Origin of the sequence: Corynebacterium sp. KPL4035 (assembly GCF_037908325.1) — a bacterium.
In the GTDB taxonomy this organism is placed as follows: domain Bacteria; phylum Actinomycetota; class Actinomycetes; order Mycobacteriales; family Mycobacteriaceae; genus Corynebacterium; species Corynebacterium kefirresidentii.
This window is the reverse complement of record NZ_JBBMGF010000002.1, coordinates 1-26326: the sequence shown is the minus strand read 5'-3', so window position 1 is coordinate 26326 and position 26326 is coordinate 1. Positions and strand designations below refer to the sequence as shown.

Genomic DNA, 26326 nt, shown 5'->3' with positions numbered 1-26326 from the left:
CCAGGATAGGCCTTTAAGGAGCCGGCTGGCAGGTCGGACACCAGAATAGGTTGCGTCCCTCCATGACTCTTTCCGCCACTGGGGTGCCGCACACATAGCAGGGCAAACCGGCGCGGCGATAGACATATACCTCCCCGCCATGGTCGTCTTTACGCGGTTCGCGCCCCATGGCTTCGGGAGAATACTCGGGCCGAACCGTATCGATGCGGCCGTGCTCCACCCCGTACTCCATTAGCTGCACTAGGTCGGCCCACGTTGCGTCAAAGGTTTCACGGGAAACGTCGCGGCCAGGCAGGAAAGGGGAGAGGCCATGGCGAAAGAGGGTTTCCGCGCGGTAAATATTGCCCACGCCGGCATAGAGGTGCTGGTCCATCATCAGCGAGCCAATGCTGCGTCGCGATTTGTGCACCTTGGCCCATAAGGCCTCCACATCGGCGTCTGGGCGCAGCGGATCCTGGCCTACCTTGGCCAGTTGTGCGCGGTACTCCTCTTCTGTAAGCAAGCGGCAAAACTGTGGTCCGCGCAGGTTGGCGGCCTCGGTGCCATTATCAATGCGCACCCGAATCTGTCCGCCGGTCTCCTCGCGGGGCTCGAAGCGCAGCTTGCCGATGAGCCCTAAGTGAATATAGAGGATATGGCGCGGATCCGGAGCGGTGAAGTGTACAAAAAGATGCTTACCGTAGGTTTCGGCCAGCTCGATGCGCTCGCCATCGAGAATCTCCGCCTCCGCCGCGAAGCGCCCCTGCGGGCTGGTCACGCGCAGCGGCATACCGCGATAATCCGCGTTGAATTTATTGGCTAGGCGGTGGATGACGTGACCTTCAGGCATAGAAGCCAGTCTAATCGGGAAGAATTTTCGGCCAAACCTGCCGCTAACCAGCCCACTTATTTGGGAGGTGATAATAGCGTAAACTCGAAATGCGGAATGATTTAACTCAGGGGAAGGCTTTCAAATCATGACGCACAAAATCGGCTTTGACCGCGAGAAATATATCGAGCTGCAGTCAAAGCACATTCACGCCCGCCGCGAGGAAATTGGCGGCAAACTCTACTTGGAGATGGGCGGCAAACTTTTCGACGATATGCATGCCTCCCGCGTGCTGCCGGGTTTCACCCCGGACAATAAAATCGCGATGCTGGAGCGCATCAAAGAGGACGTAGAGATCCTCATCTGCATCAACGCGAAAGATATCTCCCGCCAGAAGGTGCGCGCCGACCTAGGCATCCTCTACGAAGATGACCTGCTGCGCCTTGTAGATGTATTCCGCAGCCGCGGATTCTTGGTGGAAAACATCGTCATGACCCAGCTGGAGGAGGGAAACTCCCAGGCCGAGGCCTTCATCGAAAAGGCAGAGCGCCTTGGCCTCAAGGTGGCCCGACACCGCGTTATCCCTGGGTACCCCACCAATACGGACCTAATCGTGTCCGAAGAGGGTTTTGGCCGCAATGAGTTTGCGGAAACCTCCCGCGATCTTGTCGTTGTCACCGCGCCGGGCCCTGGCTCCGGCAAGCTGGCCACTGCGCTCTCGCAGGTTTACCACGAGCACCAGCGCGGCAATAATGCTGGCTACGCTAAGTTTGAAACTTTCCCTATCTGGAATCTCCCCCTTGAACACCCCGTGAACTTGGCCTATGAGGCCGCCACGGTGGACCTCAACGATTCCAATATTATTGACCACTTCCATCTGTCCGCCCACGGTGAATCCACCGTGAACTATAACCGTGATGTGGAAGCATTCCCGCTGCTGCGCACCTTGTTGGAAAAGCTCACCGGCACCACCCCGTATGAGTCTCCCACGGACATGGGCGTGAACATGGCTGGGTTCTGCATTACTGATGACGCCGTGTGCCGCGCCGCCGCCCAGCAAGAAATCATCCGCCGCTACTTTAAGGCTCAGGTGGAAGAGGCCCGCGCTGGCTTGGGTACCGAACAATCTGAGCGTGCCGCGGTCATCATGGCTAAGGCCGGCATCAAGGTAGAAGATCGCCCCGTGGTGGCGCCCGCGCGCCAACGTGCGGAAGAAACCGGCGAGCCTGCCTCTGCTATGCAGCTGCACGACGGCACCATGATCACCGGCCGTACCGCGCCTCTGCTGGGCTGCTCGGCCGCGATGCTGCTCAACGCCCTGAAGCACCTGGCCGGCATCGATGACGATATCCATCTGCTTTCGCCCGAATCCATCGAGCCGATTCAAACGCTTAAGACCAAGCACCTGGGTTCCAAGAATCCACGCCTGCATACCGACGAGGTGCTCATCGCCCTATCCGTGTCTGCCGCTAAGGATGATAATGCCCGAAAGGCACTAGAGCAGATCAAGGAGCTTGCCGGGTGCGATGTTCACACCACCACCATCCTGGGTTCGGTGGATGAGGGAATCTTCCGCAATTTGGGCGTGCTCGTGACCTCTGATCCCGTCTTTGCTCGCAAGAAAGCGCTGTACCAGAAGCGCTAGGTTCTGAGTAGAGGGTCGGCCCTTTCAGCCCGTGCTGGAGGGGCCGCAGTCTTATAAAGAACAACTACAAGATTGGGGATCTACCCAGCTGCAGGCCTAAGATTGGGGCGTGACTATTGGCAAAGTTCTCCTGTATTACTGCTTTACCCCCATCGAAGATCCCACCGCAATCATGCTGTGGCAACGCACCCTGTGCGAGTCCCTGGGGCTCAAGGGGCGCATCCTTATCAGCGAGCATGGCATCAACGGCACCGTTGGCGGCGATATGGAAGCCTGCAAGCGCTACGTTCGCCAGACCAAAGAATACCCAGGCTTTAAGCGCATGCAGTTCAAGTGGTCCGAGGGCGGGGCGGATGACTTCCCACGCCTTTCGGTTAAGGTACGCGATGAGATTGTGGCCTTTGGCGCGCCGGGAGAGCTGAAGGTGGATGAGAACGGCGTCGTCGGTGGCGGCGTGCATCTCAAGCCAGAAGAGGTTAATAAGCTGGTAGAAGAACGTGGCGAGGAAGTCGTCTTCTTTGATGGACGCAACGCCATGGAGGCAGAGATTGGCAAGTTTAAAAATGCCGTCGTTCCCGATGTAAAAACCACGCATGACTTCATCGAGGAAATTGAATCGGGCAAGTACGACTGGATGAAGGATAAGCCGGTGGTGTCCTATTGCACCGGCGGTATTCGCTGCGAAATCCTGTCTTCGTTGATGAAGAATCGTGGTTTCAAAGAGGTCTACCAGATCGATGGCGGCATCGTGCGCTATGGCGAAAAGTACGGCAATGATGGCCTGTGGGAAGGCTCAATGTATGTCTTTGATAAGCGCATGCATCACGAGTTTGGCCAAGGGCTCCAGGACCCAGGCTTTATCCAGCTGGGCCATTGCGTGCACTGTGGCAAAGGCACGAATACCTTCCACAATTGCATCAATGAAGATACCTGTCGCCAGCAGGTGCTCATCTGTGATGACTGCATCCAACATGTAGAAACGCAGCACTGCGGCCGGCCAGATTGCGCCGAGGTGGCAGCGCAGCTAGCCAAGCAGGAGAGCTAGTCGCGCGCCGTTTCCTTGTGGAAGGAGTCCCACCACCACTGTTGCCACGTGGCGGTGTGCGGGTTGCAGGGCGGATAGACGATGCCGGTAGGTGTGTATAGTTCGGTCACCGGGCTGATGCCGTGCAGCGAGTTGAGGAACCACAGGGGGCATTCGGTGGCGAGCTCCAGGGTGAGCGGGCGTGTTTCGGTCCGTATGCCTAGGGCCGCGGCGCGCCGGGTGACCTGGTGCAGCGTGATGCTGGGCAGCGCCGTCCCGGTGGGGAGCACAAGAGTCTCCCCGTCCCAGGCGACGAGCGCGCCGGTGGTGGTCTCCAGCATGGCACCGGAGGAATCCACAATGACGGTGTCATCGGCACCGTCGTCCTGGTATTCGGCGCGGTAGCGTGCCAGTGCCGGGAAATCGGGGCCCTTGACCAAAGGCTGCGAGCGCGGGTCGGGTGCCTGCGCATAGGTTAGCCGGGTGACTGGGCGTGCTGGGGGTGCGGGGCGAATATCAAGGCGCAGTTGTCCTGCAGCTAGCGAGATGCGGGGAAAAAGATCGCCGGGGGCGAAGCGCTGCAGCATCGCAGACACGAACCCAGCGGGAAGCGGCCCCGCCACCGACTCGAAGCGCCGGAGGTGAAGGCGAAGGGCGCTTGAGTGGGCGTCGCCAAGCATCCGCCAAGAATCCGCAACGTCAAAGGGACCGGGATGGGGTTGGCTGGGAATAAAGCCGCCCTCGTGCCAGAGATAGGTACTCACTGCCATGCCCCTAATACGGACTGCGCCTTAAGGTTGCGCTCTGCTAGCTCGGCGGCCGGATCCGAATCCAAAACGATGGCCCCGCCGGCCCCGATAGTGACCTCGCCGCCCGCGCGTACGGCCGTGCGGATGACCACGCTGAGATCGGCTTGTCCATCAAAGCCCAAGTAGCCCACCACGCCGGAGTAGACCCCGCGCGGGCCGGTCTCGAGCTGATCGATGATTTCGCAGGTGCGCAGCTTTGGCGCGCCCGTCATCGAGCCGGGAGGAAAGGTGGCGCGGAGGGCATCGACCGCAGTGGCATTGGCGCGCAGCGCTCCGGTAATGGTGGACACCAATTGATGAACCGTGGCATAGCTTTCTACCTGCATCAACTTCGGTACGCGTACGGTTCCGGGCTCGCATACCCGGGAAAGATCATTGCGCAGCAGGTCGACGATCATGAGGTTTTCGGCGCGCGTCTTCGGGTCCGTGGTCAGCAATGCGGGATCCTCGTCGGCGGAGATAGTGCCCTTAATCGGCTTGGCCTCCACCTCACGGCCGCGCACGGTGAGGAAGCGCTCAGGCGAGGCGCTGCAGACTTCCACGCCATCGAAGACGAGGTGCGCGGCATAGGGAGCGGGATTGTGTGAGCGCAGTTGGGAATAAAGCTCCCCCTCGGCCCCGGCCGAGTAGGTATCGGTCAGGCAGACTTCGTAGCTCTCCCCGGCGTGCAGGAACTCCTGAGCGCGCTTAATCCGCTCCAGGTAGCCGGGGCTGCGCCAGGCGTCTGCGCTTAGCGACGCCCCGCGGCCCTCCCCAGTCTCCTGTGGTTCATCCGTACTCAAGGCGGCTTCTAATCGGTCCAGCAGTTGCTCGGCGCCGTCGCCAGCCAGGCAGCACAGATGCGCTGTTTCTTCCTGGTGGTCATAGACCATAAAAGACTGCGGCCGCACAAAATAAGCATCTGGGTAAGGGGAGCGGTGGCTTAACTCAATGGGCAGGGTGAGCTGGGCGCACTCATAGCCTAGGTAGCCGATAACCCCGCCGGTGAAAGGAAGTTCTGGAGCGTTGGCGACGCGGGTAGCGAGCTCGCGGTCCAAGAGGGCAAGGATATCGGGGGCGTCACCAAGCCGATAGCGGAAAGAACGACTCAACGCGCCGGCAGTATCTCCGAGGATGGAGTAGCGCCCGCGCGGATCCGCGGAGTCGAGGAAGAAGGCATCTTTTCCTTCGGCGCGCAGGGTAGCAAAGACCCGCGGGCAGTCCACCGCGCCGGGAACCTCGCGGTGGAGCAGGCGGAACCCACTCAGGAAGTTGCGCATAATATCCCGGCCGTGCTGGGTAAGCACCGACTCCGGGTGGAATTGTACGCCCCAGTGCGGCAAACCATCGACCTTGAGCGCTTGAATGACGCCATCCTCGCTACGGGCATGAACGGTGATACCGGGGACCTCGCCAATCTGCAGGGAGTGGTAGCGCACTACCTCGAAATTTTGCGGGATTCCGGCAAAGATGCCCTCGCCCGAGTGGCTAATAGAGGAGACAAAACCGTGGCGCGGTTGTGGCGCACGAGAAACCTGAGCGCCGGCCAACAGGCCCAGCCCTTGGTGGCCAAGGCATACGCCCAGCACCGGAATCTCGGCCGCTGCTGCGGCGGTGATGATGGCTCGGGCAGCACCGAAGTCCTCCTCCCGCTCAGGCGTGCCCGGACCGGGAGAAATCACCACATGAGAAAATTCGCCGGCACGGACGCGCTCGGCCAGTCCTTCTGCCTCGCCGGCAGCAATAACGAGTGGGTGACGGCCGTCTACCTCTGCAATGAGGTGAGCCAGGTTGAAGGTATAAGAATCGTAATTATCAAGCAGGAGGATCATCGGGAGGCGGGAAGTTTTCTATGCGGCAGCCGAGTCCATGAGAAATAGCTGGATATCGGTAATGGTCCAGAGCATGAAATTGCAGGCCATCACCCAGAAAATGGCCATCCAACTGCGCCAGCGCAGATATCGGTGTAGCTTGCGCACCATGATGACGGCGCAGCCAATCATGCCGAAGAAGGGAATGATCGGGGTGGTCAGGCTAAAGAAGGTGCGCTGCCCATCGGTGCAGAGCCACGTAGCGGTGCCATCTTCGCATAAAGGACCGCCCATAAGCCTAGCGGCGAGCGCGACCGCGAAGCCATAGAGCGCAGAGATGACAAGGACTGCGAGCATGTACCAGACGGCTTGCCGGGTAGAGCGGCGGTTAGCAGCGGCAATCTCTAAAGGATCCGGCTCATCGGCCAGCTCATCGAAACTCTGCGGTTCAGGGCGGCGCAGATTAGCATAGTCAGCATCGGATGTCAGATCGTTTTCGGGATGCTCTGGTCGCTGGCTCATACCCCAATCCTAACCGCAGGCTGGGTGGACCAAGATGGGCACCCGAATATGCGGCAGCAGCTCCGTGGCAGTAGAACCCAAGAATACGCGGGCGATGGGGCCTTGCGGGGTGGAGGCCATAAGCATGAGATCGCCCTTTTTCCACTTGAGCGAATCCACTGCGCCGCCCCAGCCGGCACCGGAACCAATTTCAGAGGTGACATCCAGCTCTGGGAATTTCTCCTGGATGCAATCGCGGGCGCGATCCAGCATGGCAAGGGAATCCTCGAGCCACTCCGCCGCCAGCTCGAGCGCCATATCGTGCTTATCCTTCGACGGGGTACTGAGCAAGCCCTTTGCCGAGAAAGCCAGCAGGCGCAGCGGCAGGTTCCAGCGATTGGCAAGCTCGGCTGCGGCGAGCATCTCATGATCTTCGCGCGGGCTGTGTTCAGTAATGGCAAAGTTAAAGCGGGTGACGCCGTGCTTGGACAGCTTTACCTTGCGAGGCACCAAGCCCAACGGTTGAGGAGAATAATGTAGCAAGGTATCGGCCGTAGAGCCGGCGAAGAAACGCCCCTTGGGTGCGGCCTGGTTGGGCCCCAAAATGATGAGGTCTGCCTCGAACTTCTTGGCCATTTCCGTCAGCAGATGGGGGCGCGAAGGGCCGTCGACCAATAGGGAGGGTTTCTCATCCCAGCAGCTACGCGGCACTCCGGCCTTATCGAGGGCGGCACGGGTAGCGGCGGCACAGGCCTCCTTTTGTCCTTTAAACCATTTTTTATATTTTCCGCCCAGTTTGCTGAGGGAAGTAGTAGTCCACGGCTGGAATACGGTAGAGATGACGCGTACCTGGATATCAGCGGTACGGGAAAGCCACGCGGCACACTCGAGTGCCTCGGTGCCGGAGGAAGAGGGGCTCCAAGAAATAAGGATGCGAAGTGGCTTTTCAGCCGAGCCCTTGCTCAGGGCTGGGAGATGTCCATCGGAAATATCAGTTGCCATACTGTACGAACTAGTGAGAGATTACGGTTTTCGCTTCTCTCAATTATCACGTTAAGCCGGAGAAAAATGAAATCACCGCGGGCAAAACTAGCGCTGTTCGCCGTTCATTGTGGGGCGATAGACATCTGCAAGCTTGGAGATGACAGTGGCTACTTCATTCGCGGTATCCAAATCTTCAGGCTCTAGCCACCGCATGATTTCTGCCAAGGCCGAGGCGCGCTGCTGTGAAACGATGGCGAGTTCAGATTCGCCCAATTGCGTCAGCGCTACCAGGACACCGCGGCGGTCTTCCTCATCGCGGTGGCGTTCCACGTAGCCGCGGCGCTCTAGCTGATAGAGCGCATTAGAGGCGGTGGGCATGCGGATAAGCTCTGCCTGCGCGATGGTGGATACGCGTGATGGGCCCCGCATACGCAGCTGGTTCATGATGGATACCTGGGAGGTGGTCAAAGAAGAGCCCTCTGCCGTGCGCTGGAAAATAAGGATGAGCTTATTGAGCGCCGGTTGGATGGAACGCGCGACCTCGACGGCATCCTCGTATGTAGACGGGGATTGAGCGGGGCCCTTCTCCTCATGTTGCTGCGTCATAGAAAACGATTGTATAGCTCGTTTTCTCTGCGCGGTAGTTTGGAAGTCAAAAAGTTAGCTTCCGGCAATAAAATCTTCCAGCTCGGCGCGTGCCACGTCATCGGCCTTTTGCACCGGCGGGGACTTCATCAGGTAGGACGAGGCAGGCAGTACTGGGCCGGCAACCCCGCGGTCGAGGGCAATCTTGGCGGCGCGCACGGCATCAATGATGATGCCGGCAGAGTTAGGTGAGTCCCAGACCTCCAGCTTGTACTCCAAGTTCAGCGGGACTTCGCCGAAGGCAGATCCTTCCAAACGGACATAGGCCCATTTGCGGTCATCGAGCCATTCCACATAATCCGAAGGGCCGATGTGAACATTGCGGTCCTCGCGCTTGCCGGCGATAGGCGAGTTGTGCAGGTTAGAGGTGACGGCCTGCGTTTTGGAAATCTTCTTTGATTCGAGGCGCTCGCGTTCGAGCATATTCTTAAAGTCCATATTGCCGCCCACATTGAGCTGCATGGTGCGCTCCAAGCGCACGCCGCGGTCCTCGAAGAGTTTTGCCATGACGCGGTGCGTAATGGTGGCACCTACCTGGGATTTAATATCATCGCCCACAATGGGCAGCCCGGCGTCTTCAAACTTCTTCGCCCATTCTGGATCAGAGGCAATAAAGACCGGCAGGGCATTGACGAAGGCGCAACCGGCATCGATGGCCGCTTGCGCGTAGAACTTATCCGCATCTTCGGAGCCCACCGGCAGGTAGGAAACTACGACGTCGGCGCCGGATTCGCGAAGGACAGCGGGGACGTCGGCAAGCGGGGCTTCTGATTCCGCAATGGACTCTTGGTAGTAACGGCCCAAGCCATCCAGGGTAGGCCCGCGCTGCACGGTAACGCCCAGGTTCGGGACGTCGGTAATAGAAATGGTGCAATTGCGGGAGCTGCGCGTGGCCTCCGCAAGGTCCTTGCCCACTTTGTCCGCATCCACGTCGAAAGCGGCAACAAATTCCACGTCGCCGACGTGATACGGGCCAAACTGGGTGTGCATCAAACCGGGAATATCTGCATCGGCAGCGGCGTTGCGATAAAACTCCACGCCTTCAATGAGGGACGTGGCGCAATTGCCGACGCCCACGATGGCGACCTTTACCTTCTCGGACAAGGTTTACTCCTTTTATATCCATGAATTGTGATTGTCAGTGACTGCGCAAGACTAAGCCGAAAATTATGCCCTGCGGTGGCATAACACCATGTGGATCGATCAAGAAGAGGTAATTAGGATGATCCGGGTGAATTCCGTTGCCTATAAGCATGTGCTCTCCCACGAGTGGGAACGCGCCCACCATCTGCGCGAATTTCGCGCCGGGCAGCTCACACGGGAAGAGGTATGCGATGCCGATTTTCTGCTGCGCGCCGCAGCTGAGCACCACGGGCACACCATGGATAAAGAAGGCCCAGTGTGCGGCGAGCCTTTGCGGCTTACCCGCTGGGTCTATGGAGAGAACCTCGGCCGGCGTGCTGGGAGCGCCCGTAGTGATAAAGAAATAGCGGAATTTGTCGCCGAGGGCTTGGAGTTTACGGTGCACGAGGTGGAGGTATGTCGCCAGTGCCGGTGGAACCACTTGTTGCGTTCTGCTACTGCTTTTAACGCGTGTTAGTTTCCGGCGCACCGCCTTAGGCAGTAAGCTGCAATTATTTAGTTTGTGATCAGGGATGAATGAGGACACGAATCAGTGACCGAGAAGGAATCTACCGGCAAGTCCACTAAGGTGGCTCGCCCCAGCAAAAAGCAGGCGAAAAAGAAACGCCGCATCTGGCCGTGGGTCGTTTTGGCGTTCCTACTGGTCTTTGTGGCATTGCCCGCAGGACTTTTTGCCTATGCGTACTCGCAATACACCGTTCCGGAGCCCAAGGACCTGGCCAATAACCAAGTCTCCACCATTTACGCGGGCGATAACCAGACCCAGCTCGCCCGTTTGGTGCCGCCGGAAGGCAACCGTACCCACGTAAACCTGGATGAGATCCCGGACTATGTGCAGGACTCCGTGCTTGCCGCGGAGGACCGCGATTTCTGGGATAACTCCGGCTTCTCCTTCACCGGCCTCGGCCGCGCCGTGGTGGGTAAGGTAACCGGCAACGCTGATGCTGGTGGCGGTTCCACCATTACCCAGCAGTATGTGAAGAACACGCTGGTGGGTAATGAGTACTCCTATGTGCGCAAGATTCGCGAGCTTATCTACTCGGTGAAAATGACCAATGAGTGGGAAAAGAAGGATATTCTCAACGCCTACCTCAACACCGTGTACTTCGGACGCAATGCCTACGGCATTCAGGCCGCATCCAACGCCTACTTTAATAAGGACGCCAAGGACCTCACCCCGGAGGAAGGCGCCATGCTCGCCGGCCTCATCCAGTCCCCGTCCGGACTCGACCCCCGCGTGAACCAAGAGGGCTCCGAGGACCGCTGGAACTACGTCCTAGATGGCCTCGTGGGCATGGGTGACCTCACCCAAGAACAGCGTGATGGGATGACTTTCCCGGAGACCCGCGACCCAACCGAGTACTCGGCTTATACCGAGGCCCCGGGCGCCAACGGTCACATCAAAGATCAGGTCATCCGTGAGCTGGAAGAGGTAGGCATCACCGAAAACGAGGTGTCCACCGGTGGTCTGCGCATTACCACCACCATTGATATGAACGTGCAGAACAACACCATCCAGGCAGTCGATGAGCAGATGGCTCCCCTGCAGGAAGATGCACGTGCGGCTTCCGTCACCATCGACCCAAAGACCGGTGCGGTCCGCGGGTACTTCGGTGGCCACGATTCCAATGGTTGGGATTACGCCAACTCCCCGCTGCAGACCGGTTCGACTTTCAAGATCATGGCCCTAGCAGCTGCCCTGCAGCAGGGAATTAGCCTGGATACTAATTACTCTTCTGCTCCTTATCAGCTGCCGGGATCCGATGTGGTTACCAACGTGGGCGGTGGCTGCGGCGTATGCAACCTGCGCGAGGCTACCAAGCAGTCCCTGAATACCTCCTTCCTGCGCCTGCAGGCGGACCTGAAGAACGGTACGCAGGACACCGCGGATATGGCGCATGCCCTGGGTGTGGCTAAGTCCCTGCCGGGCATTGAGAAGACGCTGACGGAAAAGGGCAAGCAGCCATTCGAGGGCATCGTCCTGGGTCAGTACCAGTCCCGCCCGCTCGATATGGCTACCGCGATGTCCACCCTGGCTAACCAGGGTGTGTGGCATAATCCCCACTTTGTGCAGCGCGTAGAAAACGCCGCCGGCGAAGTGCTGTACGAGCACCCTGAAGATGAAGGCGAGCGCCGCGTATCGTCCAATGTGGCCAATAACGTCCTCGAGGCCATGGAGCCGGTAGCCGCGTGGTCCAATGGCGCCCTTGCGGGCGGCCGCGCTTCTGCCTCTAAGACCGGTACGACCCAGATGGGCGATACCGGAAATAACAAGGATGCCTGGATGGTTGGTGCCACCCCGCAGCTGGCCACTGCCGTGTGGGTAGGTACCGCAGATAACACCTCCGCCATTTTCGATCAGTACGGTGGCATCATGTACGGCGCGGGCGCGCCGACCAAGATTTGGAAGGCCGTGCTGGATAACTCCCTGGCCAACTCCGAATTCCAAAACTTCCCGGCCGCCTATCCACTGGGATTCGGCAATATGGGCGCCGGAAGGGCCGCCCCGGCCTATGACCCGAGCTGGGATAGCGGCGCTGGCGATACGCAAAACTACGAGGCTCCAGAGCAGCAGGCTGCGCCGGAAGAAGAGACCAAGCCGGTCCAGCCACAAGAGAAGCCGGAGAGCCCGAAGCCAGCGCCAAGTCCACAGCGTGGCAACCGTGGCAACAATGGCAACAATGGCAACAATGGCAACAACAACCAAGCACCGGCCCAGCAAGAGGCTCCGTCCTTAGATGACCTCATTGGTCCGAATAGCGACCTGGCAGACCTTCTAGGGTAGGCGGCAGTGACAGTGAATTCGCACCAGCGCATTCCCGTCTCCTCAGAGCCGTTGGCCCGCGGAGTAATTGAATTCCTCGGCGGGCCAATGGGCCGTTTTGCCGGCGTTCGCCCCACTCAATGGTGGACCCCGCTGCGCGCCATCATCGCCGTCGGTTGGGTATTTCTGGCTTGCGGATTCCTCTCCAAAGCCAATTGTGCCGGCGGTACCCGCGGTGATGACGGGGTTATTAGCTTGAATTGGGCAGCAAACCGCCAGTACACCTCTTTCTGCTATAACGACATCATCCCGCTCTACGGCGGCCGTGGCCTCGATGAAGGCGGCTTCCCCTATGCCTATTCTTGGCAGGAGGGCGACCTGACCCGCTATATGGAATACCCGGTCCTCGCGGGCTTATTCCAAGGAATGATGGGGTGGATCGCCCGCAATACCTATTCCCTTGTGGAGTGGGCCGGAATCCCGGAGGCCGGTTGGTACTTCGGCCTCACCGCCCTGGTCATGTCCTGTATCTGGGTCGGCGTGCTTTATATGGTCTACCTGTTGGTAGGCAATCGCACGTGGGACACCATCCTCGTAGCGGCCAGCCCCCTTATCATCATTCACGCCTTTAGCAACTGGGATATCCCCTCCATCGCCTTTGCCGTAGGCGCGCTTCTGGCCGCCGCGCGCAAGCGGCCAGTGGTAGCAGGTGTCCTTATCGGCCTTGGCACCTCTTTCAAGCTATGGCCGGTCTTCATCTTGGGGGCATTCTTGGTCTTGGCGGTGCGCAACCGCCGTTGGTCGCAATTTTTCCTAGCCTTACTTGGCGCGTCCGTAGCTTGGATTGCGGTCAACGCGCCGGTGGCAATGAAATACCCGGATGCGTGGCGAGAATTTTTCCGCCTCAACCAAGAGCGCGGTGCGGAGTGGACCACCGTCTACTCAGTGCTCAGCCGCAATACCGGCATGAGTTTTAGCCCAGAGTTTCTCAATACCTTCAGCTTGGTGGCTTTTTTGGCTCTTTGCGCAGCAATTGCGGTGCTGGGTCTGCGCAGCGCGCGAACCCCGCGCATGGCAGAGCTGGTCTACCTCATCGTGGCTGCCTTTTTATTGGTCAACAAGGTGTGGTCGCCGCAGTATTCGCTGTGGCTGGTGGTCCCCGCAGCTCTGGCGTTGCCGCGCTGGCGTCTGGTCTTTAGCTGGGCGCTTGTCGACGCCCTGGTATGGCCCCTATTGATGTGGCACATGCTGGGAACGGACAATAAGGGCATTCCGCACGAGCTTCTTGACGTCGCCGTTATTTCCCGCGATGCCCTCATTATCGCCATGGCTGTATTTATCATTCGCCAGATGTGTGGGAAGGTCACGGATAAGGTGCGCGATGCGCATGGTGGCAGTGATCCTTTGGCAGGAGCATTCGCATGATTGTTACCTATATCGGGATGGCCTCCATCTTCTTAGGCTTTCTCTGCGTGATGGGTGCCTTTTGGCTGTTTCATAACCGCGAGGATCGGCGCGGGCCCATCGTTTTAGGGATCTTGGCTATCCTTTTCCTCACCATCATTCCGGCGACAGCCGCTGTGTTTTTCGCCGCAACTACCACCGGTTAGATTTCTTTTCGCCGGTCACTTGCGGTACTGTAGTGGGGTTGCTTGACGCAACGTACCCTCCTGCTGCATCCGCAAAGGTGATGCAGCCGAAAACTACTAGACCATAGGAGGTGATGAGGTCCGTGCGTCACTACGAAGTCATGATCATTCTGGATCCTAATCAGGATGAGCGCACCGTAACCCCGTCCCTGGATAAGTTCCTCGAAATCGTCCGCCAGGATGGCGGCAAGGTTGAGAACCTTGATGTATGGGGCAAGCGTCGTCTTGCATACCCCATCAACAAGAAGGAAGAGGGCATTTATGCCGTCGTCAACCTGGAGTGCGAGCACACTTCGGTTGCCGAGCTCGACCGCCGTCTGAACCTGAACGACACCATCCTGCGTACCAAGGTTCTGCGCACCGACAGCAAGTAACGGATACTGGGATCAAGCACAATCCACGTAACCGATAAGGAGTAAAGACATGGCACAGGGAGATACCAATATCACGGTGGTAGGCAACATCGTTGCTGACCCCGAGCTGCGCTTCACCCCGGCGGGTGCGGCAGTAGCTAACTTCCGCGTCGCCTCCACCCCTCGTCGCTATAACTCGCAGACGAACCAGTGGGAAGACGGCGAAGCTATGTTCCTGACCTGCAACGTATGGCGTCAGGCGGCAGAAAACGTCGCCGAAACCCTGTCTAAGGGCATGCGCGTCATCGTTACCGGACGCTTGAAGCAGCGTTCCTTCCAGACCCGCGAGGGTGAAAACCGCACCGTATTCGAGATTGACGTCGACGAAGTCGGCCCGTCTCTGCGCTACGCCACCGCACAGGTAAACCGCAATCCACGTGAGGGCGGCAATAACTTTAGCGGCGGCGGCCAGCAGCGCTCGAATAACAATAATCAGGGCGGTTTTGGAGGCGGCCAGCAACAGCAGCCGCAGCAGCAGAACCAGGCTCCTTCTGAGGATCCGTGGAACTCCGCGCCACCAGCTGGTGGTTTCGGAGGCGCTGATTCTGAACCTCCGTTCTAAGTCTGTCACCCGCAACTATTCAACTAACTCAATTGAAAGGCAGGGATCATGAAGCTGATCCTCACCGCTGCCGTTGAGAACCTCGGCGCCGCTGGCGAAATTGTTGAGGTTAAGGACGGCTACGGACGTAACTACCTGCTTCCTCGCGGCCTGGCTATCGTGGCTACCCGCGGCGCAGAGAAGCAGATTGAGGGCATCAAGCGCGCCCAGGAAGCTCGCGAGATTCGCGACCTGGATCACGCACGTGAGGTCCGCAACCAGCTCGAGCAGCTGACGGATGTCAAGGTAGAGGTTAAGACCTCCGAATCCGGTAAGCTCTTCGGTTCCGTTAAAGCAGAAGACATTGTCAACGCCGTCTCCAAGGCCGGTGGCCCAAAGCTGGATAAGCGCATTGTTGTGCTTCCAAAGGGCCTGGTCAAGAAGACCGGCAATTACCAGGTCGAGCTGAAGCTGCACGCTGATGTTATCGGCAAGGTGAACTTCTCGGTCGTTGCTGCCTAACTAGGCGCACGACGGTCCATATAGACCCAAAGACAACAGCAACGCTTTAGGCCTCAAGTTCCTGCTATGTGAGGTGGCAGGTTCTTGGGGCCTTTAGCGCGTTTTCACCGGCTTGTGGATAACTGTGGAAATCTGTGGATAACTCTCCAGCTCATTAACTTTGCGTTTACACCTCGGTTGCTTTATTAACCCGCAGGTCAGGGCCCTTATCCACTGTTAATGTGCCACTTTTCACATCTGCGAAAACCCGTCGTGAGCAGGAGATATGATGTGTGCAGGTCACGGAGGTTTTGAGTTATCCACAAGCATATGCAGGGCAATTGCGGCCCGAGTATGCCGCGACCAGCAATTTCCACACCATCCTGTGGATAACTTCCGGCTTTATACCCAGGGGGTAGTGTCCCGGCGCTAGACTAAACTGAAATTCCGTTACGCTCGCTCGCTCGAATAGCTACAAGGGGGAAGACATGACCAACGCCAGCTTTGACGATGAACACCTGCCGCCGGAGCCGCCGCCCGAGGAGGAACCGGCCCCACGCCGTCGCTTTCAGCAGGAAGAGCCAAAGCGCTATGGAGAATTCCGCCAGCCCCCCGCAGACCGGGAGGCGGAGCAGGGCGTCCTAGGCGCAATGCTGCTGAGTCCCCATACGGTGATGGAAGTCATTGAGGAACTGGAACCGGAGGACTTTTACTATCCGGCCCATACCCTGATCTACCGCGCCATGCTGGACCTTTATTCTGAGGGTAAAGACGTCGATGCTGTCATTTTGGCCTCTCAGCTGGATCGCTTTAATAACCTCGAACGCGTTGGTGGCGCCCCCTATCTGCACACGCTGCTGGCCACGGTGCCGACGGCGGCAAATGCCCGCTATTACGCAGAGATCGTGGCGGAGAAGGCCGTGTTGCGCAAGCTGGTTGATGCCGGCACCCGCGTAGTACAGCTAGGATTTTCCGGCACCGAGGATGCAGAGATCGAGTCCGTCCTGGACCGCGCCCAGCAGGAAGTCTTCGCCGTCGCCCAGCGCAAAACTGCGGAAGATTACCGAGTCTTGGGTGACCTCATTGACCCCACCATTGATGAGCTGGCAGCACTGCAGCAAGCCGGCGGTGTGGAACTAGGCGTGCCAACTGGTTTTATCGATCTAGATAAGCTGACTAACGGTCTCCACGCGGGCCAGATGGTCATCGTCGCTGCTCGTCCCGGTGTGGGTAAATCGACCCTAGCCATGGATTTCATGCGGTCCTGCTCCTTGCAGCATGGTAAGTCCTCGGTAATCTTCTCCCTCGAGATGTCAGCCTCGGAGATTGTCATGCGCCTGCTCTCGGCGGAGTCAGAAGTTAAGCTGGCCGATATGCGCGGCGGCCGTGTCTCCACCGAGGACTGGGCGAAAATTGATGAAACCCTCAACCGAGTGCAAGACGCCCCGCTGTTTATTGATGACTCTCCAAACCTGACGATGATGGAGATTCGTTCCAAGGCCCGCCGCCTAAAGCAGCAGCACGGGCTGGATCTGATCGTCTTGGACTACCTGCAGCTGATGTCTTCGGGTAAAAAGGTTGAGTCCCGCCAGCAAGAGGTTTCCGAATTCTCCCGCCAGCTCAAGCTTTTGGCCAAGGAGCTAGAGGTTCCTCTCATCGCAATTTCGCAGCTGAACCGTGGACCCGAGGCGCGTACTGATAAAAAGCCGCAGCTTGCTGACCTCCGTGAGTCCGGCTCCTTGGAGCAGGACGCCGATATGGTCATGCTGCTGTACCGTCCTGACTCCCAGGATCGCGATAATGAGCGCGCCGGCGAGGCGGATATTATCCTAGCCAAGCACCGTGGCGGTCCAATCGATACCGTGCAGGTGGCACACCAGCTGCACTACTCCAAGTTCGTCAATATGGCCCACGGATAAATTACAGGTCGACCACCGCATTGGGATCGCCCAATCGTGGGCCGAGGATAACCAACACCAGGAAAACCGCAGCTGCGGCAAGCGCTAACCAGCGCCAGACGGGGAAGAAGCGTTCGCCACATAGGCGGGCGAACGCCGCACCGATGAGTGCGCCCACGGTGTTAAATATGAGGTCATCAATATCCGTTCGCCCAAGGGCAAACGCATATTGGCACACCTCCAGCATTAGGCTCAGGCCAAATCCCCACGCCACAGTGGTTTTAATGGAACGGCACAGACTAAACACCAGCATTCCAAACGGGATAAAGAAGGCCGTGTTTCCCGCGTACTCAAATAGCGGACCAAACCAGCTGCCGCCGGAGAATTCATCCAGCGGCACCCAGCGCAGTTCTCGCGCACGCTGATTTTCCGGTTTCCACAAATAGCCGATTTGGTAGAAAGGCTTGAGCGTGGTCAATGCGACCATAACGGCCGTCCACGCGGCGAGGGAGAGCCTACTGAGCAAGCGCTATTCCTTTCTGCTCGGGCAGACTGAAGGCGGCGGCAGCCGCAATGCCAAATGCTGCGGCGAATACAATAAATAACCAGGCCGTCCCACCCGCAGCAAGCAGTGGCGGGACGATTAGTGGGGCCGCAATAGATGCTAGCCTACCGAAGCCTGCTGCCGCTCCCGTACCACGCCCTCGCAATGAAGTGGGATACAGCTCCGGACCGATGGCATAGAGGGCTCCCCAGGCGCCGAGGTTGAAGAAGGAGAGCAGACAACCAGCCAGGATGATCAATGCTTCCGTAGCTGCTGCTCCATATAGGCCGGCTGCTGCTGCCGAGCCGAGCAGGAATACCGCGAGGGTTACCCGCCTGCCCCAGAGCTCGATGAGCCAAGCTGCCACCGCGTAGCCAGGCAGCTGGGCAAGGGTGATAATGAGGGTAAAACTAAAAGACTTCACTAGGGAGAAACCGTCGGCTACTAGCAGAGAGGGAATCCAGATGAAGGCGCCATAGTAGGAGAGGTTTACACAGAACCAAATGGTCCACAACGCTGCGGTCCTCCTTCGTAGCTGCGGACTCCAGATAGACGCTGCGGGGGAAGGTGTGGGCTCTGGGAGGGCATCGTCCAGCGGGCGATTTTCCGCCGCGGCTTCGAAACTGGCAACGATAGCTTCGGCCTCATCATGGCGGCCCTTGGATTCAAGGAAACGCACAGATTCAGGTAGACCGCGGCGCACATAGATTGAATACGCGGCTGGCAGCATGCCAAGGGCCAGGGCCCAGCGCCAACCGGATTCAGATGTGCTCACCACGAAAGTGCCGATGATGGCCGCAAGGATCCATCCCAATGCCCAGAATGCCTCGAGAATGACTACCATCCTTCCGCGGACCCGCCGTGGCGCGAATTCGGATATGAGCGTGGAGGCAACTGGTAGCTCGGCTCCGAGGCCCAACCCAACGATGAATCGGAAGAAGATGAGAACCGCTAGTCCCCCAGCTAGCGCGGATGCCCCTGTTGCCAAGCCGTAGATAAGCAAGGTGAGAGAAAAGACATTGCGGCGGCCGAATTTATCTGCCAGCAACCCGCCAAAGGTTGCACCGAGCGCCATGCCAAGGAAGCCTGCCGATGCCAACCAGGAGGTCTGGCCGGCACCTAGATCCCAGTGAACGGCAAGGGCGGCCATGATGAAGGAGATTAACCCGACATCCATAGCATCAAGCGCCCATCCAAGGCCAGAACCTAGGAGTAGGCGCTTGTGCTTAGAGGTGACGGGAAGGCGATCGAGACGTTCGGTGCGGCTGAGCATGCGATAATCCTAACGCTGAACAGAAAAACCTTTCAGGCGTAGTGAGTTGGTAACCACAAAAACCGAGCTCAGTGCCATCGCGAGGCCGGAAAATAAGGGGTTAAGCAGGCCAAGCGCGGCAACAGGAATGAGTATGACGTTATAGGCAAAGGCCCAGAAAAGGTTGCCCTTGATAATTGCTAGTGTGCGCCGCGAGAGCCGAATGGCATCAGCAGCGCAGCGTAGATCGCCGTTCATCAGGGTGATATCAGAGGCTTCAATTGCCACGTCGGTACCCGCGCCCATGGCGAGCCCAAGGTCCGCCTGGGCAAGGGCGGCGGCGTCGTTAATGCCGTCGCCGACCATCGCCACGGTATGCCCGGAGCGTTGCAGTTCCTTGATGCTATCTACCTTGTCTTCTGGGAGGACTTCGGCTCTGACGTGCTCGATTCCTACCTCGGCGGCCACGGCGTGGGCGGCTCCAGCGTTATCACCGGTTAGCAGGTAAGGGGTGAGCCCAAGCTCTTTCATCTGTGCCACTGCGGCGGCAGAGCTGGGCTTGATGGTATCGCGGACCTCAATGATTCCGGCAGGTTGGCCGTCCACGGAGACAACCACCGGCGTGGCACCAGAGTCTTGTGCCTCGCGGAATGGTGCTTCTAAGTCCCCCAAGGGGCCTTGCGGCTTGCCGACGCCCACTCGGACCCCCTCTACAGTTCCTTCCACGCCGCCCGGAACTACTGCGAATTCGGTAGCCGGTTCCACGCTGCATTCCTGGGCAATGGCACGGGCGATGGGGTGTTCGGAATTGTGCTCGACGGCCGCGGCCAGCTCGAGCACGTCACCGTGGACGGCGGTAACGGACATCTCTCCAGCCGTGACCGTGCCGGTTTTATCCATCACAATGGTGTCGATTTGGCGCGTAGACTCCAAGATTTCCGGGCCTTTAATGACAAGCCCGAGCTGTGCGCCGCGGCCGGTGCCGACGAGAATCGCGGTGGGCGTCGCCAAGCCCATCGCGCATGGGCAGGCCACAATGAGAACGGATACGGCGGCGATAAAGGCCGGGGCTACCCCGCCGAAGAAGAGGTGAACAATCAGCGTAAGCGCAGCTACCGCAATCACCACAGGGACGAAGACCTGCGCGATGCGGTCCACGAGGCGCTGCACTGGTGCCTTGGAGGTTTGGGCATCTGTGACGAGCTGGGCCATCTGGGCCAGTACCGTATCCTCGCCCACCTTGGTGGCTCGCACCTCAATGCGGCCCGAAGCGTTGATGGTTGCACCAGTGACCGCATCGCCGGTACTCACCTCAACGGGTACTGGCTCGCCGGTAATCATGGACGTATCGACGGCCGAGTTGCCCGCCTTCACGATGCCATCGGTGGCGATCTTTTCGCCTGGGCGGACTACGAAGACATCGCCTACCTGCAGCTGTGCAATAGGGATGCGCCGCTCGCCCTGTGCGGTAAGTACCGAGGCTTCCTTAGCTCCTAAGGAGAGCAGCTCCCGCAGCGCCTCCGAAGACTGGCCTTTGGCCCGCGCCTCGAACCAGCGGCCGAGCAGCAGGAACGTAATGACCATGCCTACGGATTCAAAATAGATGTGGTCCATCTGTGCCGCGTTTGCATCCAGCGACATGTGCATCTTCATGCCCGGCTCGCCCGCGTTGCCGACAAACAGTGCCCACAGCGACCAGAAGTAGGCCGCCGAAGTTCCCATGGTGATGAGCGTGTCCATGGTGAAAGAACCGTGCTTAAGGTTCGTCCACGTGGCGGTGTGGAAAGGTGCGCCACCAAAGATGTAGACGATGGTAGCGATGATGGCGCAGGCCCACTGCCAATTGGGAAATTGCAGGGCCGGCGACATCGATACCACCATGAGCGGCAGCGATAAAGCTCCGGCGACAATGGTGCGGCGCAGCAACGCGTCGCCATCATCCTTCTTAGGCTGGGGATCCTCTGCCTTCGTCTCGGCCATGTCGAAAGCGCCGTAACCTGCGCCCTCAACCACCGAAATGAGCTCCTGCGGGCTAACCGTCTGGGAGTCATACTCGATGGCCGCTGCCTCGGTGGCAAAGTTGACGCTGGCGCTTACCCCGTCAAGCTTGTTGAGTTTGCGCTCGACGCGGGAGGAGCAGGAAGTGCACGTCATGCCCGTGACGCCAAGGTCCAAGTGGGACATGGCGGTGCCTACTTCAACGTGTAGCCGGCCTCGGTTACAGCGGCCGCTACCTGTTCATCGGTGAAATCGGTGCCACTAACCGTAACCGCGCCGGTGGTGTGGTCTGCAGTGACTTCGCTAACGCCGGAGATTTCGCCGACTTCTTCCTTTACTGACATTTCGCAATGTCCGCAGGTCATGCCCTCTACGGTGTAGTTCTTGGTGCTCATAATGATCCTTCCTTTGGGTTGATTTCTGTACCGATTTTATACCCCCTAGGGGTATGTGACAAGGATGATTCAGGTACGTTGGAGGAATAAAGCGATACGTAAAGGAGTTAGATCAAGCATGGCTACTATCGATGTCACCGAAGAAAACTTTGAAGAAACCGTTACCGGCGAAGGCATTACGCTCGTAGACGCTTGGGCCGATTGGTGCGGACCGTGCAAGCGCTTTGCGCCGGTTTTTGAAAAGGCCTCCGAAGAGCACACGGATGCTACCTTTGCCAAGCTGGATACCGAGGCTAACCAAGGCCTCGCATCCGCACTGGAGATTCAGTCCATTCCAACGCTGATGATTTTCCGCGATGGCATCTTGGTATTCCGTGAGGCTGGCGCGCTGCCCCCTGCAGCATTGGAAGACCTACTCAAGCAGGTTAAGGAACTCGACATGGCAGAGGTCCGCCGCCAGGTAGAAGAGCCAAATGCGCAGGGCTAATACCTACTAGCTTCCTCGGCGCTTTCTGGTGAGTATCGCTAAACTCGCTAGAAAGCGTCTTTTTTATTTCCAAAGGAGAAGATAATGGCTAACCCTTTCAGCAAAGGTTGGAAGTACATGATGAGTTCCTTCGATCAGAAGATTGATGAGAACGCTGATCCGAAGGTGCAGATCCAGCAGGCTGTTCAGGCAGCCAAGGAGCAGCACCAGCAGATTTCTGAGCACGCCGCAGAAATCATCGGCCATAAGTCTCAGCTGGAAATGCAGATGGACCGCCTGGTGAAGTCCCAGCAGGACTACCAATCTCAAACCCAGCGTGCATTGGAACTGGCAGATGCGGCGGAGGATCCGCAAAAGGCTGCCGAATATAACCAGGCTGCGGAAGTTGTTGCTTCTCAGCTGGTTGCAGTGGAGCAGGAACTGGAAGACGTCAAGCAGCAGTACGCTGCCGCAGAGCAAGCTGCCGCGCAGGCCAAGAGCCAGCAGCAGCAGTCTGAGGCGCGCTTGAAGGAGCAGCTAGCCCAGGTTAGCCAGCTGGAGGCTCAGGCGGATCAAGCAGCGATGCAAGAAAAGAACGCCCAGGCCATTGAATCCATGAATCAGCTAAACCCGGATGATTCCGTGCCTACTCTTGATTCTGTGCGCGCCAAGATTGAAAAGCGCTACGCCGATGCCCTGGGCGCGCAAGAATTGCAGCATGCTACCGGCGGTGATCGCATTAGTGAGATTAAAGCGGCCGGCAATGACATGAAGGCGACTGCGCGCCTTGATGCCATCCGGGCGGATATTAAGAAGAAGAAAGAGCTCGAGTCCGGCGATTAATTCTCTCGGCGAACGTTAATTAAAACCCCACGAATCCCCGAGTGGAAACCATCGCGCAGGTTCACGCGCTGAGTTTCGGTCAGGGTGTATTCGTGCAGGGTTTCGCAGGCAAATTGCAGTAATGGGCGGTCGATCTCCGGGGGAAGCCCGCCGCCCGAAAGCAGGTGTGCCTGGTCGCGCTGTTCGGTGCTAGCAGCGTTATCGAACCACCACGAGGCGTATTGCTGGCCCACGTCAAAGGGGGACTGGAATCCTGCCGAGCTCCACACTTCTTCTGGTAGCGGAACGTATTTAGAGCGCAGCTTGCGGCGCGGCGCCATCATGGATGGCTTGGGCGCCGGCTTCTCCGCGGGAGAGTCCTCCTCGGCGGGGGAATCCTCTGCAGCATCCACCTTGGGCGGAGCCGGCTTGGGCGTTGGGGCCGGGGTGGGCTTTTCGGTAGCACCGAAGGCTGCTTCCACCTCTGAGGGCTCGCCGCATTCGTCCGGCTCCGGCATTTCCTCGCTGTCCTTGTGGGCGTTTTCGCGTACCACTGGCGGAAGCGGGCCTTCCAATACCTGCAATTCCATAGCATCGGCGAAGTCCTCGCGCGGGTCCAAAATGGTGGTGGAATCGCACGCATGGCGCAGGGCGGAGGACATGGAGTCCCAGCCAAATCCATAAAGATGCACGCGGATGCCATTGTCCACGGCTGCTTGGGCACCGGGAATCATGTCTGCATCGCCGCTGACGAGAACAAAATCAGTGAATTGACCCTTCATGGCGGCGATGACCATATCCGCCACCAACCGGGTATCCACGGCCTTTTGGGTGCGGCGCTCACCCCACTCGATGAGCTGGCCAGTGCGTAGTTGTACGCCTTCGCAGGTGCGCAACGCCCGTTGGTAGCGGTGCGGGCCGGTATCGGGAATGCCGTCATACCAGTATTGGCGTTGGATCGGGGTTCCCAGTTGGTTCTCGATCATCCCGCCCATCGTGCTGACCACCTCGGGTAGATCGATTTCTAGTTGCGCGCGAGCTCCGGTGTCCCATGAGTTATAAAAGCTTGCGAGCAAGTATGAGGTATCGACAAAGACAAGTGTGCGTTCAAGCATGGCTCCTAAGTTCCGTTCTAATTGTTCTAAATAAAATTCTTTGTGGTTTCCAGTGTGCCCCATTAGTCACAAAACGTCGATAACCTTGGACAAAATCCCAGCGCAGTAGGGGCAAAAAAGTTTTCTCTTCGGAAGTATTGCAGAGGTGGACTGTTGCCGATATGGTTGGTTACACAAGTAACTAACCAACGAACCGAGGGTTAATGGATAATTCCACCCAACCACTCTTCCGCCAGATCGCTTCCTTGGTGGAAGACGCCATTGTGGACGGAACCCTGGGCGAGGGGGACCGGGCTCCGTCCACTAATGAGCTTGCTGACTTCCACAACATCAACCCGGCCACCGCTCGCAAGGGGATAAGCCTCCTAGTGGATATCGGGGTGCTGGATAAGCGTCGCGGCATCGGCATGTTTGTCGCAGACGGTGCCCTGGCGAAAATCCGCGAGCGCCGCAGGGCCGATTTTGCGGCGGAATACATGGCCCCGCTTGTGGATGAAGCTGTGCGGCTGGGGTACCACCGCGCCCAACTCCATGACCTATTTGATCGCGTTGCAGAAAGCCGAGGAATGTACTCATGATTAAGACACGAGATTTCACCTTTGCCGATGACCTGACGCACGGCCTAGTTGGCCCCAACGGCATAGGCAAAACCACGCTCCTGCGCAAGATCGCCGGCCAAATCCAATCAGGCGGTATCACGGTCTTCGGAGAGCAGCCTTTTGATAATCAATCGGTCCTCAATCGAGTCATTTTGATGGGGATTGATAACCCGCTACCGGATTCCTGGGGCATCGGAAAGCTGGGCGTCATAGGAAAGGCACGGTGGCCGCATTGGGATGATGAGCGGTTTAATGAGCTGCTGGTTCGCTTTGATGTTCCGGCCAAGGCTTATTCTTCCCTTTCCCGCGGGCAAAAGTCTGCGGTGGGCTTCATCTTCGCCGTTGCTTCTGGCTGCGAAGTCATGCTTCTCGACGAACCCTATCTCGGCCTTGACACACAGCGCCGCGAGCTCTTTTATCAGGTGCTGCGTGAGGAACACGGCCGCACCATGATCATTTCCACCCATCACCTCAATGAGGTGGCGGGCCTCCTCGATACCGTCTCGCTGATGGGTGATAACCCCATTTCCGGTCCCATCGATGACTTCATCGAGGGAATTCTGGAGCTCACCGGACCATCCGAGTCCCTCACCGCAGCGGCCGAGGAGCTGGGCCTCCCTGCGCTGAGTAGGCAAACCACGCCCTTAGGGGACCGTGTGCTTATCGACGCCCGCTCCGCTTCGACCGATCCCATTTTTCGCATTGCCCAGGCCAACGGCCTGCGTGTCAATGAGGTCTCTTTAGAGCGTGCGGTGCTGGCATTAGAGGAGAGAGCATGAAACTACTGTGGTACCTAGGCGATTGGTGGCTCTGGACCTTTTTCCTGTTCGCATTATTGGTCATGCCAGTCATGGCAGAGGGAACATGGAGCGTGCTCCCCGTAATCGCTTCCTTGGGGCTCGTGCTCTCCCTGCAGCCTGACTTTCAGAAATATCAACTAGTGGGCCTGGGTTCGAGAATCTGGAACGAACATCGTCGCATTCTCGTCGCACTATTCGCACTAGCGGCGGCCGTGGGCGCTCTCACCGTGCAGCTGTGGTGGGCATTGCCTGTCTATGCAGTCGCGGCGCTATGGGCCATGTATCGCAGCGCTACTCCGAAACGCTCCGGATACACCACTGTTGGCGTGCAACCTTCGAGCGGATTTGGTTGGTTCCCCCACAACTTGGCCGGGCAAACGATCTATCGCCCGCAGGCCCAAGCTTGGTGTGGAGCGTGCTTGGCGCAGATGATTGGCTTAGTTCTCTACCAGTATGAGGACGCGGCTTCAGTGCTCGAATTCCTCGGCATCTTCATCTGGGTACTGACTGTTGTGCTGCTCGGGGCGGTCTTGGGCAGCTTAAGAAAATCCCTCCGCGAATACACGGTTATGGGAGGAAGTCGTAGAGATTGGGCCCTGCATACTGCAGTGCTCGGCCTGATACCTGTCCTCGCAGCCATCAGTATCAGCGCAGCACTGACGAATGACAGTGAACTCGTTACGGCCATCGCATTGCTTAGTGCGACCTGTGCCCCGGTTTTGGTCACGCTGGAATTTCTGGGAAAGAAGAACTGGTACCTATTCATCCTCTATGCGGTCCTCATAGCCGGAATAGTCGTCATTTACGTCCAGACCCCCATCCCCGCAATTGCCAAGTTCTTCTTGGCGGTGGCCTTCTATGCAGTATGGGCATTGACCCTCCCCAGCTACATTCGCCGAGCGAATGTTCACGGCGGCGGAATGAGTCGTTGGATGGGCGTATCTTAAAGCTCCCAAAATAGTAATTGTCCTGGGGATTTGTGTTTGTTTGAGTCGCTGTGTAACTTAATACGAGTCAGCGCGACCGACAGCGCCCCACAGGAACAAGAAAGTTCCTGGCTGAAGCGGCGATAGGAAAACAGGCCCTGACAAAATAAATTTTTCGCTCACGACGAGCTACACGCGCAAGTGTGTCGCTGTTGTGTGGTGGTGATGTTTGAGAACTCAATAGTGTGCCAATGTACTTTTTATTTTTTGTGTGCATGGTTGTGTGTTGATTGG

Annotated in this window: 27 protein-coding genes; 15 read left to right on the top strand and 12 right to left on the bottom strand. The window is 58.2% G+C overall.

Going from position 1 to position 26326, the window contains the following annotated elements; translation table 11 throughout:
• Positions 1-13: 13 nt before the first annotated feature.
• On the bottom strand, positions 14-829 hold the full coding sequence (locus WMP96_RS01900; protein WP_340432030.1) for an Fpg/Nei family DNA glycosylase: 816 nt from the start codon (positions 827-829) through the stop codon (positions 14-16).
• A 127-nt stretch (positions 830-956) separates the two neighbouring features.
• Between WMP96_RS01900 and WMP96_RS01895 the strand changes: the two genes are divergently transcribed.
• Together WMP96_RS01895 and trhO are read left to right on the top strand one after the other, a co-directional pair.
• Positions 957-2453 carry a DUF1846 domain-containing protein gene (locus WMP96_RS01895; RefSeq protein WP_023020147.1) on the top strand — a complete coding sequence of 499 codons (1497 nt, stop codon included), beginning with the start codon at positions 957-959 and terminating at the stop codon, positions 2451-2453.
• 109 nt (positions 2454-2562) lie between these two features.
• Positions 2563-3498 carry an oxygen-dependent tRNA uridine(34) hydroxylase TrhO gene (gene trhO, locus WMP96_RS01890; protein ID WP_005326978.1) on the top strand — a complete coding sequence of 312 codons (936 nt, stop codon included), beginning with the start codon at positions 2563-2565 and terminating at the stop codon, positions 3496-3498.
• Here the strand turns inward: trhO and WMP96_RS01885 are convergent.
• The 6 genes from WMP96_RS01885 to WMP96_RS01860 all read right to left on the bottom strand — a co-directional run bounded on the left by WMP96_RS01885 (position 3495) and on the right by WMP96_RS01860 (position 9310).
• Entirely contained in the window at positions 3495-4247 is a 753-nt protein-coding gene (locus WMP96_RS01885; protein ID WP_301716718.1) for an aminotransferase class IV, read from the bottom strand. The genes trhO and WMP96_RS01885 overlap by 4 nt on opposite strands.
• Entirely contained in the window at positions 4238-6097 is a 1860-nt protein-coding gene (locus WMP96_RS01880; RefSeq protein WP_301716719.1) for a chorismate-binding protein, read from the bottom strand. The genes WMP96_RS01885 and WMP96_RS01880 overlap by 10 nt, the downstream gene beginning before the upstream one ends.
• A gap of 18 nt (positions 6098-6115) precedes the next feature.
• Positions 6116-6598 carry a hypothetical protein gene (locus tag WMP96_RS01875; protein WP_239206484.1) on the bottom strand — a complete coding sequence of 161 codons (483 nt, stop codon included), beginning with the start codon at positions 6596-6598 and terminating at the stop codon, positions 6116-6118.
• Positions 6599-6607: 9 nt separating this feature from the next.
• A complete protein-coding gene (locus WMP96_RS01870) occupies positions 6608-7579 on the bottom strand; it encodes a universal stress protein (protein WP_340432025.1) in 972 nt (323 codons plus the stop codon).
• Positions 7580-7666: 87 nt separating this feature from the next.
• Positions 7667-8167, bottom strand: a complete 501-nt coding sequence (locus WMP96_RS01865) for a MarR family winged helix-turn-helix transcriptional regulator (protein WP_049359192.1) — start codon at positions 8165-8167, stop codon at positions 7667-7669.
• Between the two features lie 54 nt (positions 8168-8221).
• Entirely contained in the window at positions 8222-9310 is a 1089-nt protein-coding gene (locus WMP96_RS01860) for an inositol-3-phosphate synthase (protein ID WP_023020139.1), read from the bottom strand.
• Positions 9311-9428: 118 nt separating this feature from the next.
• Between WMP96_RS01860 and WMP96_RS01855 the strand changes: the two genes are divergently transcribed.
• From WMP96_RS01855 to dnaB, 8 genes are all read left to right on the top strand, one after another.
• Positions 9429-9806, top strand: a complete 378-nt coding sequence (locus tag WMP96_RS01855) for a DUF5318 family protein (RefSeq protein WP_340432171.1) — start codon at positions 9429-9431, stop codon at positions 9804-9806.
• Positions 9807-9881: 75 nt separating this feature from the next.
• The gene (locus tag WMP96_RS01850) at positions 9882-12134 is read left to right on the top strand and encodes a transglycosylase domain-containing protein (RefSeq protein WP_301716720.1); all 2253 of its coding nucleotides are present in this window, start codon (positions 9882-9884) and stop codon (positions 12132-12134) included.
• A gap of 6 nt (positions 12135-12140) precedes the next feature.
• Positions 12141-13538, top strand: coding sequence for a glycosyltransferase family 87 protein (locus WMP96_RS01845; RefSeq protein WP_301716721.1), 1398 nt, complete (start codon positions 12141-12143; stop codon positions 13536-13538).
• Positions 13535-13723 (top strand): hypothetical protein, encoded by a 189-nt coding sequence (locus WMP96_RS01840; RefSeq protein ID WP_023020135.1) that lies wholly within the window; start codon positions 13535-13537, stop codon positions 13721-13723. The genes WMP96_RS01845 and WMP96_RS01840 overlap by 4 nt, the downstream gene beginning before the upstream one ends.
• A 122-nt stretch (positions 13724-13845) precedes the next feature.
• Positions 13846-14136, top strand: a complete 291-nt coding sequence (gene rpsF / locus WMP96_RS01835; protein WP_023020134.1) for a 30S ribosomal protein S6 — start codon at positions 13846-13848, stop codon at positions 14134-14136.
• Between the two features lie 49 nt (positions 14137-14185).
• Entirely contained in the window at positions 14186-14737 is a 552-nt protein-coding gene (locus WMP96_RS01830; protein WP_086588342.1) for a single-stranded DNA-binding protein, read from the top strand.
• A 48-nt stretch (positions 14738-14785) separates the two neighbouring features.
• A complete protein-coding gene (rplI, locus tag WMP96_RS01825; protein WP_023020132.1) occupies positions 14786-15238 on the top strand; it encodes a 50S ribosomal protein L9 in 453 nt (150 codons plus the stop codon).
• Between the two features lie 467 nt (positions 15239-15705).
• Complete coding sequence (dnaB, locus tag WMP96_RS01820) at positions 15706-17136, top strand: replicative DNA helicase (RefSeq protein WP_023020131.1); 1431 nt, start codon at positions 15706-15708, stop codon at positions 17134-17136.
• A 1-nt stretch (position 17137) separates the two neighbouring features.
• On the opposite strand, the gene WMP96_RS01815 is transcribed toward dnaB, so the two are convergent.
• From WMP96_RS01815 to WMP96_RS01800, 4 genes are read right to left on the bottom strand one after another with little or no spacing between them, the layout of a single operon-like run.
• Entirely contained in the window at positions 17138-17641 is a 504-nt protein-coding gene (locus tag WMP96_RS01815; RefSeq protein ID WP_408918631.1) for a VanZ family protein, read from the bottom strand.
• A complete protein-coding gene (locus WMP96_RS01810) occupies positions 17631-18932 on the bottom strand; it encodes an MFS transporter (protein WP_340432019.1) in 1302 nt (433 codons plus the stop codon). The genes WMP96_RS01815 and WMP96_RS01810 overlap by 11 nt, the downstream gene beginning before the upstream one ends.
• A gap of 9 nt (positions 18933-18941) precedes the next feature.
• Positions 18942-21095, bottom strand: a complete 2154-nt coding sequence (locus tag WMP96_RS01805) for a heavy metal translocating P-type ATPase (RefSeq protein WP_340432017.1) — start codon at positions 21093-21095, stop codon at positions 18942-18944.
• Positions 21096-21103: 8 nt separating this feature from the next.
• On the bottom strand, positions 21104-21304 hold the full coding sequence (locus WMP96_RS01800; RefSeq protein WP_023020127.1) for a heavy-metal-associated domain-containing protein: 201 nt from the start codon (positions 21302-21304) through the stop codon (positions 21104-21106).
• Positions 21305-21368: 64 nt separating this feature from the next.
• On the opposite strand from WMP96_RS01800, the gene trxA reads away from it, so the two are divergent.
• On the top strand, positions 21369-21791 hold the full coding sequence (trxA, locus tag WMP96_RS01795) for a thioredoxin (protein ID WP_445292937.1): 423 nt from the start codon (positions 21369-21371) through the stop codon (positions 21789-21791).
• Between the two features lie 84 nt (positions 21792-21875).
• Positions 21876-22613 carry a PspA/IM30 family protein gene (locus tag WMP96_RS01790; RefSeq protein ID WP_086588336.1) on the top strand — a complete coding sequence of 246 codons (738 nt, stop codon included), beginning with the start codon at positions 21876-21878 and terminating at the stop codon, positions 22611-22613.
• On the opposite strand, the gene WMP96_RS01785 is transcribed toward WMP96_RS01790, so the two are convergent.
• On the bottom strand, positions 22610-23707 hold the full coding sequence (locus WMP96_RS01785) for an NYN domain-containing protein (protein WP_301716726.1): 1098 nt from the start codon (positions 23705-23707) through the stop codon (positions 22610-22612). The genes WMP96_RS01790 and WMP96_RS01785 overlap by 4 nt on opposite strands.
• Positions 23708-23910: 203 nt before the next feature.
• Between WMP96_RS01785 and WMP96_RS01780 the strand changes: the two genes are divergently transcribed.
• The 3 genes from WMP96_RS01780 to WMP96_RS01770 are packed head-to-tail and all read left to right on the top strand — an operon-like array spanning position 23911 to position 26053.
• The gene (locus WMP96_RS01780; RefSeq protein ID WP_023020124.1) at positions 23911-24285 is read left to right on the top strand and encodes a GntR family transcriptional regulator; all 375 of its coding nucleotides are present in this window, start codon (positions 23911-23913) and stop codon (positions 24283-24285) included.
• Positions 24282-25085, top strand: a complete 804-nt coding sequence (locus WMP96_RS01775; protein WP_301716727.1) for an AAA family ATPase — start codon at positions 24282-24284, stop codon at positions 25083-25085. Before WMP96_RS01780 ends, WMP96_RS01775 begins: the two co-directional genes overlap by 4 nt.
• A complete protein-coding gene (locus WMP96_RS01770) occupies positions 25082-26053 on the top strand; it encodes a beta-carotene 15,15'-monooxygenase (protein WP_301716728.1) in 972 nt (323 codons plus the stop codon). Before WMP96_RS01775 ends, WMP96_RS01770 begins: the two co-directional genes overlap by 4 nt.
• The last annotated feature ends 273 nt before the right edge of the window (positions 26054-26326 follow it).

Bases quoted from the DNA above. Each gene is read 5' to 3' on its own strand.
- WMP96_RS01900 (WP_340432030.1), bottom strand. From the start codon at position 829: ATGCCTGAAGGTCACGTCATCCACCGCCTAGCCAATAAATTCAACGCG.
- WMP96_RS01895 (WP_023020147.1), top strand. From the start codon at position 957: ATGACGCACAAAATCGGCTTTGACCGCGAGAAATATATCGAGCTGCAG.
- WMP96_RS01885 (WP_301716718.1), bottom strand. From the start codon at position 4,247: ATGGCAGTGAGTACCTATCTCTGGCACGAGGGCGGCTTTATTCCCAGC.
- WMP96_RS01880 (WP_301716719.1), bottom strand. From the start codon at position 6,097: ATGATCCTCCTGCTTGATAATTACGATTCTTATACCTTCAACCTGGCT.
- WMP96_RS01875 (WP_239206484.1), bottom strand. From the start codon at position 6,598: ATGAGCCAGCGACCAGAGCATCCCGAAAACGATCTGACATCCGATGCT.
- WMP96_RS01870 (WP_340432025.1), bottom strand. From the start codon at position 7,579: ATGGCAACTGATATTTCCGATGGACATCTCCCAGCCCTGAGCAAGGGC.
- WMP96_RS01865 (WP_049359192.1), bottom strand. From the start codon at position 8,167: ATGACGCAGCAACATGAGGAGAAGGGCCCCGCTCAATCCCCGTCTACA.
- WMP96_RS01855 (WP_340432171.1), top strand. From the start codon at position 9,429: ATGATCCGGGTGAATTCCGTTGCCTATAAGCATGTGCTCTCCCACGAG.
- WMP96_RS01840 (WP_023020135.1), top strand. From the start codon at position 13,535: ATGATTGTTACCTATATCGGGATGGCCTCCATCTTCTTAGGCTTTCTC.
- WMP96_RS01830 (WP_086588342.1), top strand. From the start codon at position 14,186: ATGGCACAGGGAGATACCAATATCACGGTGGTAGGCAACATCGTTGCT.
- rplI (WP_023020132.1), top strand. From the start codon at position 14,786: ATGAAGCTGATCCTCACCGCTGCCGTTGAGAACCTCGGCGCCGCTGGC.
- dnaB (WP_023020131.1), top strand. From the start codon at position 15,706: ATGACCAACGCCAGCTTTGACGATGAACACCTGCCGCCGGAGCCGCCG.
- WMP96_RS01810 (WP_340432019.1), bottom strand. From the start codon at position 18,932: ATGCTCAGCCGCACCGAACGTCTCGATCGCCTTCCCGTCACCTCTAAG.
- WMP96_RS01805 (WP_340432017.1), bottom strand. From the start codon at position 21,095: ATGTCCCACTTGGACCTTGGCGTCACGGGCATGACGTGCACTTCCTGC.
- WMP96_RS01800 (WP_023020127.1), bottom strand. From the start codon at position 21,304: ATGAGCACCAAGAACTACACCGTAGAGGGCATGACCTGCGGACATTGC.
- trxA (WP_445292937.1), top strand. From the start codon at position 21,369: ATGATTCAGGTACGTTGGAGGAATAAAGCGATACGTAAAGGAGTTAGA.
- WMP96_RS01790 (WP_086588336.1), top strand. From the start codon at position 21,876: ATGGCTAACCCTTTCAGCAAAGGTTGGAAGTACATGATGAGTTCCTTC.
- WMP96_RS01785 (WP_301716726.1), bottom strand. From the start codon at position 23,707: ATGCTTGAACGCACACTTGTCTTTGTCGATACCTCATACTTGCTCGCA.
- WMP96_RS01780 (WP_023020124.1), top strand. From the start codon at position 23,911: ATGGATAATTCCACCCAACCACTCTTCCGCCAGATCGCTTCCTTGGTG.
- WMP96_RS01775 (WP_301716727.1), top strand. From the start codon at position 24,282: ATGATTAAGACACGAGATTTCACCTTTGCCGATGACCTGACGCACGGC.
- WMP96_RS01770 (WP_301716728.1), top strand. From the start codon at position 25,082: ATGAAACTACTGTGGTACCTAGGCGATTGGTGGCTCTGGACCTTTTTC.